At 72.1% G+C, this 14289-nt stretch carries 17 protein-coding genes; 9 read left to right on the top strand and 8 right to left on the bottom strand.

The window, feature by feature from the left end; genetic code table 11:
• Window positions 1-28: 28 nt before the first annotated feature.
• From P5G50_RS00330 to P5G50_RS00305, 6 genes are all read left to right on the top strand, one after another.
• A complete protein-coding gene (locus tag P5G50_RS00330) occupies window positions 29-667 on the top strand; it encodes an acyltransferase (protein ID WP_301209700.1) in 639 nt (212 codons plus the stop codon).
• Complete coding sequence (locus P5G50_RS00325) at window positions 664-1368, top strand: hypothetical protein (protein WP_301209699.1); 705 nt, start codon at window positions 664-666, stop codon at window positions 1366-1368. Before P5G50_RS00330 ends, P5G50_RS00325 begins: the two co-directional genes overlap by 4 nt.
• A 5-nt stretch (window positions 1369-1373) precedes the next feature.
• Window positions 1374-2651 (top strand): MFS transporter, encoded by a 1278-nt coding sequence (locus P5G50_RS00320; protein WP_301209698.1) that lies wholly within the window; start codon window positions 1374-1376, stop codon window positions 2649-2651.
• Complete coding sequence (locus tag P5G50_RS00315) at window positions 2648-3670, top strand: TolB-like translocation protein (protein ID WP_301209697.1); 1023 nt, start codon at window positions 2648-2650, stop codon at window positions 3668-3670. The genes P5G50_RS00320 and P5G50_RS00315 overlap by 4 nt, the downstream gene beginning before the upstream one ends.
• Before the next feature lie 182 nt (window positions 3671-3852).
• Window positions 3853-4572 (top strand): SOS response-associated peptidase, encoded by a 720-nt coding sequence (locus P5G50_RS00310; RefSeq protein ID WP_301209696.1) that lies wholly within the window; start codon window positions 3853-3855, stop codon window positions 4570-4572.
• A gap of 433 nt (window positions 4573-5005) precedes the next feature.
• Window positions 5006-6580: a glycosyltransferase family 39 protein gene (locus P5G50_RS00305; RefSeq protein ID WP_301209695.1), complete on the top strand. Its 1575-nt coding sequence runs from the start codon at window positions 5006-5008 to the stop codon at window positions 6578-6580.
• A gap of 139 nt (window positions 6581-6719) precedes the next feature.
• Here the strand turns inward: P5G50_RS00305 and mgrA are convergent, their stop codons facing one another.
• The gene (gene mgrA, locus P5G50_RS00300) at window positions 6720-7760 is read right to left on the bottom strand and encodes an L-glyceraldehyde 3-phosphate reductase (protein WP_301209694.1); all 1041 of its coding nucleotides are present in this window, start codon (window positions 7758-7760) and stop codon (window positions 6720-6722) included.
• A gap of 105 nt (window positions 7761-7865) precedes the next feature.
• Between mgrA and P5G50_RS00295 the strand changes: the two genes are divergently transcribed.
• Window positions 7866-8099: a hypothetical protein gene (locus P5G50_RS00295; protein WP_301209693.1), complete on the top strand. Its 234-nt coding sequence runs from the start codon at window positions 7866-7868 to the stop codon at window positions 8097-8099.
• Between the two features lie 96 nt (window positions 8100-8195).
• Here P5G50_RS00295 and P5G50_RS00290 read toward each other — a convergent pair whose 3' ends face one another.
• The 7 genes from P5G50_RS00290 to P5G50_RS00260 form a co-directional block, all read right to left on the bottom strand.
• The gene (locus P5G50_RS00290; protein WP_301209692.1) at window positions 8196-8354 is read right to left on the bottom strand and encodes a hypothetical protein; all 159 of its coding nucleotides are present in this window, start codon (window positions 8352-8354) and stop codon (window positions 8196-8198) included.
• A gap of 51 nt (window positions 8355-8405) precedes the next feature.
• A complete protein-coding gene (locus tag P5G50_RS00285) occupies window positions 8406-8669 on the bottom strand; it encodes a DUF1049 domain-containing protein (RefSeq protein ID WP_301209691.1) in 264 nt (87 codons plus the stop codon).
• The gene (locus P5G50_RS00280) at window positions 8666-10516 is read right to left on the bottom strand and encodes a DUF11 domain-containing protein (RefSeq protein ID WP_301209690.1); all 1851 of its coding nucleotides are present in this window, start codon (window positions 10514-10516) and stop codon (window positions 8666-8668) included. The genes P5G50_RS00285 and P5G50_RS00280 overlap by 4 nt, the downstream gene beginning before the upstream one ends.
• A 220-nt stretch (window positions 10517-10736) precedes the next feature.
• Window positions 10737-11168 (bottom strand): CPBP family glutamic-type intramembrane protease, encoded by a 432-nt coding sequence (locus P5G50_RS00275; protein ID WP_301209689.1) that lies wholly within the window; start codon window positions 11166-11168, stop codon window positions 10737-10739.
• Between the two features lie 304 nt (window positions 11169-11472).
• Window positions 11473-11904 (bottom strand): hypothetical protein, encoded by a 432-nt coding sequence (locus P5G50_RS00270; protein ID WP_301209688.1) that lies wholly within the window; start codon window positions 11902-11904, stop codon window positions 11473-11475.
• A 16-nt stretch (window positions 11905-11920) separates the two neighbouring features.
• Window positions 11921-12346, bottom strand: coding sequence for a hypothetical protein (locus tag P5G50_RS00265; protein WP_301209687.1), 426 nt, complete (start codon window positions 12344-12346; stop codon window positions 11921-11923).
• Window positions 12347-12433: 87 nt separating this feature from the next.
• Window positions 12434-13060 (bottom strand): LysE family translocator, encoded by a 627-nt coding sequence (locus tag P5G50_RS00260; protein WP_301209686.1) that lies wholly within the window; start codon window positions 13058-13060, stop codon window positions 12434-12436.
• Window positions 13061-13158: 98 nt separating this feature from the next.
• Between P5G50_RS00260 and P5G50_RS00255 the strand changes: the two genes are divergently transcribed.
• Together P5G50_RS00255 and P5G50_RS00250 are read left to right on the top strand one after the other, a co-directional pair.
• Window positions 13159-13629: an Lrp/AsnC family transcriptional regulator gene (locus P5G50_RS00255; RefSeq protein WP_301209685.1), complete on the top strand. Its 471-nt coding sequence runs from the start codon at window positions 13159-13161 to the stop codon at window positions 13627-13629.
• Window positions 13626-14258, top strand: a complete 633-nt coding sequence (locus tag P5G50_RS00250; protein WP_301209684.1) for a LysE family translocator — start codon at window positions 13626-13628, stop codon at window positions 14256-14258. Before P5G50_RS00255 ends, P5G50_RS00250 begins: the two co-directional genes overlap by 4 nt.
• Window positions 14259-14289 lie beyond the last annotated feature (31 nt).

Here is a 14289-nt window from a genome sequence, read left to right as displayed (position 1 = left end):
CATCGAGCGACGACCTGGGGGCGACGCCATGAACACCATCACCATCGACGACCCGCCGGTCGTCGCGACCACCGCCGACGTCGACCCGCGCGCCGCCGTCGGCGCCAGGACCCGTGTCTGGCACCTGGCCCAGATCCGCGAGGAGGCCGTGGTCGGCTCGGACTGCATCCTCGGCCGCGGCTCGTACGTCGGACCGGGCGTCGTCGTCGGCGACAACTGCAAGCTGCAGAACTACGCGCTGGTCTACGAGCCGGCCGTGCTCGAGGACGGCGTCTTCGTCGGGCCGGCCGCCGTCTTCACCAACGACGTGTTCCCGCGCGCGGTCAACCCGGACGGCTCGCTCAAGTCGGCCGACGACTGGCACGCGGTCGGCGTCACCGTGCGCACCGGCGCCTCCATCGGCGCCAGGGCGGTGTGCATCGCCCCCGTGACCATCGGGCGCTGGGCGCTCGTGGCCGCCGGCTCGGTGGTGCGCGCCGACGTCCCCGACTACGCGCTGGTCGTGGGCGTCCCCGCCCGCCGCATCGGCTGGGTGGGGGAGGCCGGCGTCCCGCTGCGGGAGGAGGCTCCCGGCTCCTGGGTGTGCCCGGAGAGCGGGCGTCGCTACGTCGAGGCCGACGGCGTGCTGAGCCCGGCCGCCATCGATGCAGACGTGGCACGGCCATGAAGCAGCGCACCCTCATCGTCGCCGGGCTGGCCGCCGCGGCGGTGATCGCGGCGGGCGCCTTCACGCTCACCCAGCTCCCGACTCCCGCCGCCACCGACGCCTCGCGCAGCGGGTCGGCCTCGCCGACGGCGCGTCCGCACGCCGCGACGCCCGCCCCGACGGCTCCCTCGACCTCGGCCCCCTCGACCTCGGGCCCGGCGCCGTCCAGCACGGCCGGCCCCGGCTCGGGCGCCGGGGCCGGTCCCGATACGCCGTCCGCGGGCAAGCGGTACAGCACCGAGGTGCTGCCGCCGGTCGAGAAGACGTCGCCCGCCCTCCCGCCGAGCGACCCGCTGCCCGTTCCCGTCTCCGCGCCGCTGCCGCGGACCGCGAGCGCGACCGGCGGCCTGGTGTCCGGCTACCCCGAGAAGGTGCTGCCCATCACCCCGGGCGCCCGCGTGAAGACGAGCTCCGTCGCCTCGCAGGGCAGCCGCCTCCAGGTGACCATGACCGCGACCACCCCCTCCGGCGTCACCGACATCCTCGCCTTCTACCGCACGGCGCTCGCGAAGTACGGGATGTACGACACCCCCGCACCCGCGCAGGGCGGCGCGACGGCCCTCCGCTTCGACCGCGACGGCAGCTCCGTCACGGTGACCGCCGCCCCCACCGAGGACGGCTCGACGTACGTCATCTTCGGGACCTTCACCGCGAAAGGCTGACCCTCGTGTACATCTCGCTCTCCGACCGGCGTGAGAAGGACACGGACGACCAGGCCCTGCGAGCCGAGCGGGACGGGGTGCGCGCCACGCGCGTCTCCGCCACCGTCGTCGGCCTGGGCGTCGTGAGCATGCTCACCGACATCTCGTCCGAGTCCGTCGCGGCCATCCTGCCGCTCTACCTCACCGGGGCCCTCGGCCTCTCCACCATCGCCTTCGGCTTCGTCGACGGCCTGTACCAGGGCGTCAGCGCGATCGTCCGGATCGCGGGAGGCTACGCCTCCGACCGCGGCGACCGGCCCAAGTGGGTGGCGTTCGCCGGCTATGGCCTCTCGGCCGCGGCCCGCGTCTTCCTGCTGTTCGCCTCTGGCCTCGGCGCCATCGTCGGCATCGTGACCGCCGACCGGATCGGCAAGGGCATCCGCACCGCGCCGCGCGACGCGCTGATCACCGCGTCGTCGCGGCCCGAAGACCTCGGCCGCTCCTTCGGCGTGCACCGCATGCTCGACACGGTCGGCGCTGCCATCGGCCCGCTGCTGGCCTTCCTGATCCTGTTCCTGATCCCCGACGGGTACCACACCGTCTTCGTCGTGTCGCTCGCGTGCGCCCTCGTCGGCGTCGCCGTGCTGGGCCTCGTCATCCCCGACAAGCGCCCGCGCGCCGAGCGCAGCACGTCGGGCACGGCCCGCCCCCGCTTCGCCTGGCGCGACCTCTCCAACCCCCGGTTGCGCCGCGTGCTGCTGGTGGCGGGCCTGCTCGGCCTCCTCACCATCGGCGACGGCTTCGTCTACCTGGTGCTGCAGAGCCGCAGCGCGTTCGCCGCCGCCTGGTTCCCGCTGCTCTACGTCGGCACCAACATCGCGTTCCTGGCGCTGGCGGTGCCGTTCGGGAGGCTGTCCGACCGGATCGGCCGCGCCCGCATGTTCGTCATCGGCCACCTCGCACTGCTCGGCACGTACGTCGCGGCCGCCCTGCCGGTCGCCGGCCTCCCGCTGACGGTGCTCTGCCTGCTGCTGCTCGGCGCCTTCTACGCCGCGACCGACGGCATCCTCGCCGCCCTCGCGGCCGAGAGCACGCCGGAGGGCAGCCGGGCGAGCGGCATCGCGGCGGCGCAGACGGTCGTGGCGCTGAGCCGGCTCGTCGCCTCCACCGGCTTCGGCGTGCTCTGGTTCGCGCTCGGCCGCACCCCGGCGATGATCGTGGCCGCGGTGGCGCTCGCCGTGGTGATCCCGCTCGTGGCCGTGCTCTTGCGCGGATTCCGCACCTCCCCGAGAATCACCGCATGAGCCCCCGCGTCCGCCGGTGGTCGCTGGCGGCGATCACGGTGCTGCTGCTCGGCGGCGCGATCGCCTACGGAGCGGTGGCGTTCGCCGACTACCAGGCGCGGGCCGGCGCTCCCAGCGAGGTCGCCGCGACCACCGCCTCGCCGTCGGCGCTGCCGGCCGGCCCGCGACTGGTGTTCCGCAACACGGCGAGTGGGAAAGGGTACGGGCTCGTCGCCTCCGTGCCGCTCGACGACCCGTCCGGCGAGCGGACGGTCAGCGGCCCGGCCTGCGACCGCGTCTACGCGACCAGGGAGGTGGAGACGTGCCTCCACACCGACCGCGGCGTCGTCACGACCTTCACCGAGACCCTGTACGCCGCCGACGGGAAGGAGCTGAAGTCCTGGCCGCTGCCGGGCGTGCCCAGCCGCACCCGCATCTCCGCCGACTCGAAGCTCATCGCGCAGACCTCGTTCGTCACCGGCGAGGCGTACGGGACCGTCGCCTTCTCGACCCAGACCACGATCTCCCGGGTCAACGGGGCGGACTACGGCTCGCTCGAGGACTTCACGTTCCTCGTCGACGGGCAGAAGGTCACCGCGCCCGACCGCAACTTCTGGGGCGTCACCTTCGCCGACGACGGAAACACGTTCTACGCCACCGGCGCGACGGCCCACCACACCTACCTGGTGCGCGGCAACCTCCGCGGCCGCACGCTGGTCGCGATCAAGGACGGCGCCGAGTGCCCCTCCCTCTCGCCCGACGGCTCCCGCGTGGCCTACAAGAAGAACCTCACCCCCGACGCCGCGAGCCCGCACTGGACCCTCGCGGTGCTCGACTTCGCCAGCGGGGTGGAGACGCGGCTCCCGATCGAGCAGAGTGTGGACGACCAGGCCCTCTGGCTCGACGACGGCACGCTGCTATACGGTCTGGCCTCGACCACCGCCCCGGGCGACAGCGACATCTACTCCGTGCCGGCCGACGGCTCGGCGGGCCCGACGCTGTACCTGCGGCACGCGTGGTCGCCGTCGGTGGTGCGCTGAGCCGACTCCGCCCCGCCTCCACCCCGCCTCCACCTCCGCCCGACATTCGTGCCGAATGTGTGCTTTGCCGCGCCCAGAACCTGCATTCGTGACGAATGTGTGCTTTGCCGCGCCCAGAACCTGCATTCGCGACGAATGTGACGACGGGTCCTTCGTCGGTGGTCGCGACTACGCTGGCGGGCATGTGCGGCAGGTTCGCGATGGACGACAAGGTCAACGACGAGATCACCGAGTTCGTGGAGGCCACCGGGCGCAGGCCCGACGAGTGGCGCGCCGACTGGGAGGCCGACTACAACATCGCGCCCACCGACGACATCCCGGTGCTCATCGACTCGCCCAAGAACCGCGAGCTGCGCTTCGAGCGGGCGCACTGGTCGCTGGTGCCGTCGTGGTCCGAGACGCTCAAGCCCAAGTTCCCGACCTTCAACGCGCGCGCCGAGGGCATCGTCGACAAGGCGACCTGGCGCGAGCCGGTCAAGTCGCACCGCGCCATCGTGCTCGCCCGCGGGTACTACGAGTGGCAGGGGCCGAAGGGCAGCAAGACGCCCTACTTCATCCGCTACCCCGAGGGCGAGCTGATGGGCTTCGCCGGGCTGTACTCGTGGTGGCGCGACAAGTCGAAGGCCGACGACGACCCCGAGCGCTGGACGCTCACCGCGACCATCCTCACCAGCGACGCCGTGCAGACGCTCGCCGACATCCACGACCGCAACCCCGTCATCCTGCCGCCGGACCTCTGGCTGCACTGGCTCGACCCGTCCATCGTCGGCGACCAGGCGCTCGTCGACGAGGCGGTGCGGGCCGGCGTGGCCGAGGCGGAGACGCTGCGGTTCGACCAGGTCGCGCCGTTCAAGACCTCCGACGACGGGCCGGAGCTGATCCGGCCGGTCGACGAGGGCTGAGGCGCGGCGGGCGGATACCACCGGCCGAAACGCCTGTCATCCCCTGCTCCTCCGCCGCGGGCCGGCCTACCGTTCCTGTCGTGCGCCGGATGCGGTCGCCGACGCGGCTCTCGCGTCGCCTCCTTCCCGGCGTGCGTGGGGCGGGTCCCGGGCAGGCGGTGCCTCGTCGTGCCCGGGGCCCGGTTATCCCGGCCGACGGGAACGGGCAGCGCCGGCGGCCCGAACCCAGCCACGGCCCGCACCCCAGGCCGTGCCCCGCACACCGGTCGGAACCCGCCGGTGCCACTGCACCGGGCCCCGGCGTACCGTGAATCGGGGTGGTGGGGGCCCCTCTCTTCGAAGACCCGCACCACGCGCCCAGGGGTCGTCCGGCTTCGCCTGGTTGGCTGCTGAGCGTTCCCTTCCGTTCACCGACGAGTCCGAGGCTGAGACCATGACCGTTCTGACCGGGCAGGCCCGGCGCACCCGCGCCGAGCCGCTGGCGGCGGTACGCCCCTGGACCATCGCCCTCGCCTTCGGGCTCGTCGCGGCGGTCGTGTGCGCCGCGGGCAGCTGGATCCCGTCGCTCTGGGGCGACGAGGCGGCCACGCTCCTCTCGGCCAAGCGGCCGCTGGACAGCCTCGCCCGCATGGTCACGCACGTGGACGCGGTGCACGGCGTCTACTACCTCGGCATGCACGGCTGGATCCGCATCGCGGGTGAGAGCGCGTTCGCACTGCGGCTGCCGAGCGCCATCGCCGTCGGCGCCGCGGTCGCGGGAGTCACCCTGCTCGCCGGCCGGCGCGGCGGGCCGAGCGCCGCGATCGTCGCGGGCGTCGTCGCGACCGTGCTGCCGCGGCTGACCTATGCGGGGGAGGAGGCGCGCTCCTACGCCCTCACCGCCGCCGTCGCTGTGTGGCTGACCCTGCTGCTGCTCTGGCTGCTCGACGGCGCGGGCCGCGACGCCTCCCCGTCCCGGAGGCGCCTGGGCTGGGTGCTCTACGGCGTCGGGCTGGCGGCCGGGTCATACCTGTTCCTGTACTTCGTCTCGATCGCTCTCGCCCACGCGGCGATCGTGCTCCTCTCGCGCGCCTCCCGCCCGGCCCTGCGGGCGTGGGCGATCTCGACGGCGGCCGCCGTGCTCGCACTGGCCCCGCTGATCGTGGTCGCCTTCCTGGAGCGGCGGCAGATCCGCTATCTCGGCGCGCAGACGCTCGACTACTCGACCCTGCTCTGGGCGCCCTGGTTCTGGACGCCGTGGTTCGCGGTGCTCGCGTGGGCGCTCATCGTCGCCGCGGCGGTGCCCGTGTGGCGGGCCTGGCGGCTGCGGCGCCGGGCCGGCGCAGCGGCGGTGAGCGCGCCTCCACCCATCTCGGCGACCACCGTCGCGCTGTGCGTGCTGCTGCTCCCGACCGGCGGGCTGGTGCTCGCCGACCTGGTCTTCCCGCTGTACGCGGCCCGCTACTCCACGTTCGCCGCGCCCTTCGCCGCGCTGGCGATGGCGGAGGGCGTCCTCGTGATCGGGCGGCGGCTCGGTCGCACCTCCGCCCGCCGCGCCATGGTGGCCACCGCGTCGATCACCCTCGTCGTGGTGGCCGCCTGCGCGCCCGTCTACGTGTTGCAGCGCGGCCCCTATGCGAAGAACGACAGCGACTGGGCGGAGGTCAGCGCCGCCGTGGCCGCGCACGCCCGGCCCGGCGACGCCGTGGTCTTCGACGAGCGAGCGCGCCCGTCGCAGCGCCCGCGACTGGCGATGCGTACCTATCCGGACGGTTTCGCGGAGGTGCGCGACGTCACCCTGCAGGTCCCGTACGACCGCAACATCGGCTGGGCCGACCGGGCGTACTCGGTGCCGCGGGCGGCGCAGCACGGCCGCTTCGACGGTGTGCGCCGGGTGTGGCTGCTGGAGCTGGTCATCGACGGCGAGCAGCACACCTACGGGATGGACGACCTGGAGGACCTCGGCTTCCAGGAGACCGGGGTCCGCGTCTCCACGCACCGCACGGTCCTGATCGAGCTCACCCGCTGACGCGGCCACGCCCTCCCGGCTTCACCCCGCCGTCATCCCCACCCCCACCTCGATCCATTCGTCACGACATGCCGTGCAGCCCGGCGGCCGCACGGCATGTCGTGCCAACTGGATGAAGGGGGCGAAGGGAGGGTGCGGCTCAGACCTCGCCGCGGCGCGCGCCCGCCCAGAGGTCGACGCCCGCGTCGACGGCGTGCTCGTCGATCGCCGCCAGCTCCTCGTCGGTGAAGTCGAGGTTGCCGAGGGCCGCGACGTTCTGCTCCAGCTGCGAGACGCTGCTCGCGCCGATCACGAGCGACGTGACCCGGCGGTCGCGCAGCGCCCACGCGAGCGCGAGTTGCGCGAGCGACTGGCCGCGGGCGGCGGCGATCTCGTTGAGCGCGTGCAGCCTCCGGAGCGCGTCGTCCGTCAGCCACGACGCGTCGAAGGAGTCGCCGCGGCTGGCGCGCGACCCCTCCGGGACGCCGTTCAGGTACTTGTCGGTCAGCATGCCCTGCGCGAGCGGGGTGAAGCCGATGACGCCGACGCCGAGCTCGTCGACCGTGTCGAGCAGCCCCTCCGTCTCGATCCAGCGGTTGATCATCGAGTACGACGGCTGGTGGATGAGCAGCGGCGTGCCGAGGTCGCGCAGGATCTCGGCGGCGCGGCGCGTCTCCTCCGGCCCGTAGGAGGAGATGCCGACGTACAGCGCCTTGCCGCTGCGCACGGCGGTGTCGAGCGCCTGCATCGTCTCCTCCAGCGGGGTGGAGGGGTCGGGCCGGTGCGAGTAGAAGATGTCGACGTAGTCGAGGCCGAGCCGCTGCAGCGACTGGTCGAGCGACGCGAGCACGTACTTGCGGCCGCCGCCGCCCTGCCCGTACGGGCCGGGCCACATGTCCCAGCCCGCCTTCGACGAGATGACGAGCTCGTCGCGATAGGGCTTCAGGTCCTCGGCGAGCAGGCGACCGAAGTTGCGCTCCGCCGAGCCGTAGGGGGGCCCGTAGTTGTTGGCGAGGTCGAAGTGGGTGATGCCGAGGTCGAAGGCGCGGCGGATGATCGCGCGCTGCGTCTCGAGCGGGCGGTCGTCGCCGAAGTTGTGCCAGAGACCGAGCGACAGCGCCGGCAGGTCGAGGCCGCTGCGGCCGGTGCGCCGGTACTGCATGTCGTCGTAGCGGGTGGGGTCGGGAACGTAGGAGGCCATGCTCCAGAGGTACCGCTGACCGGCCGCGAAGTCCAATGGATCGCGCCGCATGACGCGCGCGGACCGGTGTCAACCCCTAGCGCGCGGGGGAGGGGGAGGCGTGGCATGGCGGACATGACAGACGAACTGACTCCCAGCGACGACGAGCAGCAGCCGAAGCGTTCCTCCGGCGACCCGGTCCCCGACGGCTCGCTGCCGGACGAGCCCGACACCACCCAGCCGCCGGCGGGGGTGGAGCCGTGGGGCGCGCCTGCGCCCTCCGACACCCCGGTGGAGAAGCAGGAGACGGCGGCGGGCCAGGAGCCGGAGGGAGGCGCACTCGACCGGGAGCAGCCCTGAGCGCACTGCGCAGACCCCTCCGCGGACGCGGAAAGCGGGCGCGCCACGGCATCGGCCGGGCGCGCCCGCTTCGCGTGTTGTTCGGCGGGCGGGAGGCTAGCTCCGGCTGGCCCCGCGTCGCAGCCAGCCGACGATCAGCGTGATCACGAAGAAGACGATGCCGAGGATGGCGAGCCAGAGCAGGCCTTTGATGGCGAATCCGAGGATCGCCAGGATGGCCCAGATGACGAGCAGGATCACGATGAGAGCAATCATGGTTCCAAAGAACCCCGCCGGGCGCCTCCCGTCAAGCGGCGCGGCGACCGTTCACCGCCGCCGTTCCCGCCGGGCCGCGCGGTTGCGGGCGAACACCCACCCGACGATGCCTCCGACCAGGAACACGATCACGACGAGCGCCCAGGTCGGCATCACCAACTCGCTCCACAGCAGGAACACGGTCGCCTGATCGCCGCCCACCAGGTTCTGGATCGCCACGATCACCGCCAGCACCACCAGCACGATCGCGAGCCACTTGCGCTTCAGGAAGCGCACGAACCCGCTCCCGGCCGGCTCCGTCCTGGTCCCGGTCATGCTCGGCCGCGTCGCTCGGTCGCCCACGTCGGCCTCCGCGCCGGCAGCAGCAGTGCGGCCGCGCCGCCGACCAGGGGGATCAGGGCGAGGCCCCACGGCGGTGCCGTGCTGCCGCTGTCCGCGAGCTCGGTCGTCACACCGCCTCCGCCGGCGGCCGTTCCTGACGCGCCGCCACCGGGGGTTCCGCCCGGCGTCCCTCCCGGCGGCGGTGGTGGTGGCGTCGTCGCCAGCGCGAGGCTCGTGCGCGCGCACGGCTCGCCGGTGACGACGTCACGACCGTTCGAGTCCCTCGGGTCGCACGCGGGGGCGGTTGCGGCGGCCGGGTCGAGCGGCGACCACGCCACGTTCGCGAGCACGCCGTCCCCGGCGTCGGAGGCCTGGACCTGGTAGCGCAGCACGACGGACGCGCCGATGGCGAGCGGACCGCTCCAGGAGAGGATCGGCGCGCTGAACCCCAGCGTCCCCGGCGCCGACGCGGTCGGGTCGCCGGAGAACTGGCCGTCGTCGAGGACGCCGGAGAGGTCGTCGAGAACGACCGCGGGGGCGGTCGCCGGGTACGGGGCATCGCCGACGTTCGTCGCGACGACCGTGTACGTCACGATGTCGCCCGCCCCGGCGCCGCTCACCGCGGCGGAGGTCTTGTCGATGGCGAGGGCGGGGAGGAGCGGGCACGTCTGCGCCGACGCCTCGTCGTTGGCCGGTGCGGGGTCCGCCTCGTTGCCGAGCACGGTCGCGGTGTTGGTGAAGCACGCCGTCGCGGACGCGGCGAGGGTGGCCTCCACCGTCACGATGAAGGAGGCGCCCGGCGCGAGCGGCCCGTGGAAGCACTCGACCGCGTTGCCGGTCACATCGCACCCGGTGGTTCCGGTGGTGACGCCGGTGAGCTCGGCGGGGACCTCGTCTCTGACCAGCGAGCCGGTGGACTCCGTGCTGCTGTTGTTCGTCACCGTGAGCGTGTAGGCGACCGGCCCGCCGGCGGCGGCGGTGGCGGTACCCGTCTTCACGATGCCGAGGTCGATCGGGGAGCCGGGGGAGGAGGTGCCGTCGCTGTTGGCGTTGGCGGTGCCCGGCTGCTGGCTGACCAGCGTGAACGTGGGGATCGTGCCCGCCGCGTCGTCGATCCGGATCCGGGAGATGACACCCGTGTTGTTGTCCGACAGGCCGATGTCGCCGTTGCCGTAGACCCACTGAGCGCCGAACGACCCCGTGAGGGCGAGCCCGGTGGCGAACTCCTCCACAGCGCCGCTCGCCGGGTCGATCCGGTAGGCCGTCTGCCCGTTCGGGAAGGCCCAAATCGCCCCGGCCAGGAAGACCAGGTCGGGCGTGTTCGCCGGCGTCGGCGACAGGGGGATCGTCGTCGCGGTGAGGGTCGTCACATCGATCGCGTAGATGTTCGCCGCCGCACCGAGTCCGGCGACCCGGACGAACAGGGTGTCGGCGTACGGCCCCTCGCCGAACGTGCCGGCGTTCCAGGCGGCGGCGGTGTTGGGGAGGCCCGCGACGGTGCCGACGGTCGTCACCACGCCGTCCTGACCGATCCGCACGAGGGTGGTCCCGACATCCTCCATGCCGTAGATGAAGCCGTCCGCCTGGCGGTAGCCGATGGCGTTGTATCCGATCGCCGATGTCGGCCCCTCGGGCTGGAACTGGATGGCGCCGTCGCCCTGCACCGCCGTGTACAGACCCGTGGGCGAGCCCTGCGCGATGAACACGTTGGCGGGGTTGACCGGGAACGGGTCGCCCGGAGCGGCCTGGGCGCCGCCCGCGCCGACCAGAACGGCCGCCGCAGCCGCCGTGACCACCGCGAGCGCGCCGACGGCCGCCCGGAGGCGAGTGCTTCGTCGCATCATGGCTTCCCCCGCTGACTCGGTGACCGGCTGCCGGACCGCGGGATCGACCCCCGATCGGCATCACCATAGCGTCCGGGGGTGCCCGGGCTGAAGTGCCGAATCCTTGTCGGGTGCCGGCGCGGCGGCCTCGGGAGCAATCAGACGCCTTCTCTTCCCCGGCTGCCGACGCGGCGAGGGTGAAGCAGCGGCCTTCCGAGGTGAAGGGTTTGGGGGTCTGCTAACTCGGCGGGTAGATCGCGAACATGAACACGGCGGCGAAGATGACGACATCGACGACCCCGTGGATGATCAGCACGCGCAGGAATCCGTATCGCGCTCGCGCGAGCATCAGGACGAGGGACAACGTCCCGGATGCCAAGACACCGGCCGGTCCGTACGGCAGGCCCGCCCAGTGCGCGATGCCGAAGGACATCGCCTGCGCAAGCCACATATTCGGCGCTGGGTCGGCGGACTGTTCGGACAGCAGCGCAACCCGCCACAAGGCCTCCTCCGCCCCGGCGTTCGCAGCCGCGAGGGCGGCCACGACGACGATCGTCACGAGAACAGGCGGCCGCTCGAGCGGCATCAGCGGCGAAGCGTCGCCACCGATCCTGTCCCAGGAGATCGCGACACCGATCAGACCGAGGACCGCGGCCGAGGCAGCTGCCATGCCAGGCTGCGGGCGTGGACCGCCTGGGTGCTCGGCCCAATAGTCGGGGGTCGCCCTCCAGAGATCCACCACGCGACGGCGCCGAAGGCGGCAGGCAAAGGCCAGGGCGTCCAGCCCACGGTAGCGACGAGGGCGGCGGAGAGCACCTTCTGGTGGCGCGTCGGCGCGACCATCGTCGCAACTGCCCCTGCGAGAAGGTAGGGGATGGCGGAAGGGAACAGCGACAGGGCTACCGCGATGCCGAGCAATACCGAGGCTGCGCTGGCAGCCGTTGCGGGCGGCCGGCCGGTCGAAGTGATGAGGGTCACTGGTGACGAGCGAGTCGACCGATCGCGCACAGCCGCCGGGTGTTCACATACCAGCCCGCGGGCTCGCCGGCAGATTCGCCTCTGGCCACAGCGACTCCCTCGAAGCGGTTGTTCGCATCGACGATCTCCGGCCAACCGCGGCCGAGCGCGTCGATGATGTCGTCCTGCAGCTGCGCGAGGACCATCGAGGCCGCATCGGGAACCGTGTCGGCGGCAATCCGCATCCAGTGCCCGTCCACCTGTGCGAAAAGATCATCCGTAGGGCCGATGTCCCCCTCGATCACGCGGTAAGCATCCGGGGAGGTGCCCGCGCTGCTTCGCCCGTCGAACAGGGTGAATTCGCCAAGAGCGACTCCCGAGGTCGCAACATCCGCGAGGACCAGAGATCTGATTTCGACCAGTTCCGCTGCGGTGAAGCCATCAACCATGACTACGTCCTATCGGCTAGCGGGCAAGGTGGCATTGCACGGTCAGGTAGAGAATATTGCTCGCTGCGTCGCTGACGGTTCCGCTGATCTTCACGATCTGCCCGTTCTTGCCGCTGACATCTCGTTGGGAGATCGAACCGTGCGGGGCATAGGCCTGGGTCTTCGAGTCGACACGGCGGGACCCGACGTAGACGTCGAGCTTGTAACGTCGGGCGCGCGCCTGGATGTCGGCGCTCGGATAGACGCCCCACTGTACCGACTGATTCCTTCCCGCCTGTTGGATGGCGAATCGTCCGTGGGGATTGGTAAGGGTGTAGTTGGGCGAGCACTGCCCGATCGGAGACGAATACTGCTGCGAGCAACCAGCGACCGCCCCTGATGCCAGTAGAACTGCTGCTGCCAGGACTGCCGACCAACCCGATGGTTGTGATTTCCGGCCCACGATGCACCTCCTGTGGTGTTCTCGCCTGTCTCGACGAGCATCGCGAGTGTAACGTGTGAAATTACACGTATCAAATAATGTAAGCCGTCACCCCACCGCCTCCGCCACCCGCTCCGCGAGCAGCGCCAGCCCGATCCCGACCATCGCGACACCCGCCGCCTTCGTCACGTAGAAGGCGGCGCGGGGCCGGGAGCGCAGGAGGCGCTTGGCGAGCACCGCCACGATCGAGTACACGACCGCGCAGTTGATCAGGTGGATGGCGCCCAGGCCGAACATCTGCAGCGTCGGCGGCAGCGCGTGCGGGGTCGTGAACTGGGGGAGGAGCGCGAGCAGCAGCAGGAGCCCCTTCGGGTTGATCCCGCTCACCCCCGCGCCGCGGAGGAAGCGCTTCAGTGGCACGCCGTCGATCGTCGCGTCGCCCGCGGTGATCGGCCCGGCCGGGCTGGTCAGGGTGCGGATGCCGAGCCAGATGAGGTAGGCGCCGCCGATCACGGTCAGCGCCATCAGCGCACCCGGGATGCGCGTCACCAGAGCGCCGGCGCCGAGTGCGACGGCCGAGACCACGAGCGTGTATCCGGCGAGCATCCCGAGGATCGAGGGGGCCACGTTGCGGGTCTGCACGCCCGCCGCGATGGCGTACGCCCAGTCGGCGCCGGGCGTGAGCACGAGCAGCAGGCCGATGGTCCAGAACTGGGCGACGAGGGCGGGATCCACGGTGCGGCCTCCTTTCGTCGAAGAAGCTACGGGAAACGGCGCCGAATGTGCTCCGAAGTTCTGCGCCGACCGGCCGAACACGTGGAAGAATCGCTCGCGTGGATGCACTCGACCGGGAGATCCTTGCGCAACTCCAGGCGGACGGCCGGCTGACGGTCACCGATCTCGCCGCGCGCATCGGCCTCAGCCTCTCCGCCTGCCACCGCCGGGTGCGCGAGCTCGAGCGCGACGGCGCCATCGTCGGCTACCGCGCGGTGCTGTCGCCGGAGGCGGTCGGCCTCGGCTTCGAGGCGGTCGTGTTCGCGACCATCGGCCGCACCGACCTGGAGACGATCGAGGCGTTCGAGGAGGCCGTGGTCGCCATCCCCGAGATCGTCGCCGCCGAGCGCCTCTTCGGCGACCCGGACTACATGCTCCGCGTGCTCACGCCCGACCTCGCCGCGTACCAGCGGCTCTACGACGGCACGCTGGGCCGGCTCCCCGGCGTCCAGCGGCTCACATCGACGCTCGTCATGAAGCGGTTGAAGGCGGAGGGAGCGGTCCCGGTCGCGGCATACTTGTCCGCATGACCGCCGCCAGCCTGCTCGCCTTCGCCGGCCTGTGCCTCGTGCTCGCCATCACGCCGGGCCCCGACACGTTCCTCGTGCTGCGCTTCAGCCTGTCGCGACCGGGCGCCGGGATGGCGGCCGCGGCGGGCTCCGCCCTCGGCTCGATGGTGTGGGCCGTTGCGGTGGCGTTCGGTCTGGCCGCTCTGCTGGAGCAGTCGGCAGAGATTTACCGCGTGCTCAAGATCGTGGGCGGCCTGTACCTGGTCTACCTCGGCGTCGCCGCGTTCCTGGCGAGCCGCAAGCACACGGCCGCCGACGCCGTCGACCTGGAGGTGCGTCGCACCTCCCTGCGCTCCGGGTTCCTCGCCGGGGCGCTGTCGACGCTCACGAACCCGAAGGTCGGCCTGTTCTTCCTCGCGGTCGCGCCGCAGTTCGTCCCGCACGACGGCTCCGCCATCCCGAGCACCCTGCTGCTGGGAGCGATCGACGCGCTGGTCGGGTCGGCCTACCTCGTCGCGGTGGCGCTGCTCGCGGGGCGCGCGGTGGCGTGGTTGAAGCGCCCCGCCGTCACGACGTGGCTGGAGCGCGTCTCCGCCGGCATCCTCGCCGCGCTCGGGATCGGGACGATCGCGCTGAGCGCCGAGTCCTGACCCCGTGCAGCGTCCGGAGCCCCCTGCCGCG

Origin of the sequence: Leifsonia williamsii (genome assembly GCF_030433685.1) — a bacterium.
GTDB lineage: Bacteria > Actinomycetota > Actinomycetes > Actinomycetales > Microbacteriaceae > Leifsonia > Leifsonia williamsii.
This window is presented reverse-complemented; position numbering and strand designations above follow the sequence as displayed.

Excerpts from the sequence above, each read along its gene's own strand:
- P5G50_RS00280 (WP_301209690.1), bottom strand. The coding sequence starts at position 10,516 with ATGCGACGAAGCACTCGCCTCCGGGCGGCCGTCGGCGCGCTCGCGGTG.
- mgrA (WP_301209694.1), bottom strand. The coding sequence starts at position 7,760 with ATGGCCTCCTACGTTCCCGACCCCACCCGCTACGACGACATGCAGTAC.
- P5G50_RS00285 (WP_301209691.1), bottom strand. The coding sequence starts at position 8,669 with ATGACCGGGACCAGGACGGAGCCGGCCGGGAGCGGGTTCGTGCGCTTC.
- P5G50_RS00250 (WP_301209684.1), top strand. The coding sequence starts at position 13,626 with ATGACCGCCGCCAGCCTGCTCGCCTTCGCCGGCCTGTGCCTCGTGCTC.
- P5G50_RS00270 (WP_301209688.1), bottom strand. The coding sequence starts at position 11,904 with ATGGTTGATGGCTTCACCGCAGCGGAACTGGTCGAAATCAGATCTCTG.
- P5G50_RS00295 (WP_301209693.1), top strand. The coding sequence starts at position 7,866 with ATGGCGGACATGACAGACGAACTGACTCCCAGCGACGACGAGCAGCAG.
- P5G50_RS00330 (WP_301209700.1), top strand. The coding sequence starts at position 29 with ATGAACACCATCACCATCGACGACCCGCCGGTCGTCGCGACCACCGCC.
- P5G50_RS00310 (WP_301209696.1), top strand. The coding sequence starts at position 3,853 with ATGTGCGGCAGGTTCGCGATGGACGACAAGGTCAACGACGAGATCACC.
- P5G50_RS00315 (WP_301209697.1), top strand. The coding sequence starts at position 2,648 with ATGAGCCCCCGCGTCCGCCGGTGGTCGCTGGCGGCGATCACGGTGCTG.
- P5G50_RS00275 (WP_301209689.1), bottom strand. The coding sequence starts at position 11,168 with ATGGCAGCTGCCTCGGCCGCGGTCCTCGGTCTGATCGGTGTCGCGATC.
- P5G50_RS00305 (WP_301209695.1), top strand. The coding sequence starts at position 5,006 with ATGACCGTTCTGACCGGGCAGGCCCGGCGCACCCGCGCCGAGCCGCTG.
- P5G50_RS00290 (WP_301209692.1), bottom strand. The coding sequence starts at position 8,354 with ATGATTGCTCTCATCGTGATCCTGCTCGTCATCTGGGCCATCCTGGCG.
- P5G50_RS00325 (WP_301209699.1), top strand. The coding sequence starts at position 664 with ATGAAGCAGCGCACCCTCATCGTCGCCGGGCTGGCCGCCGCGGCGGTG.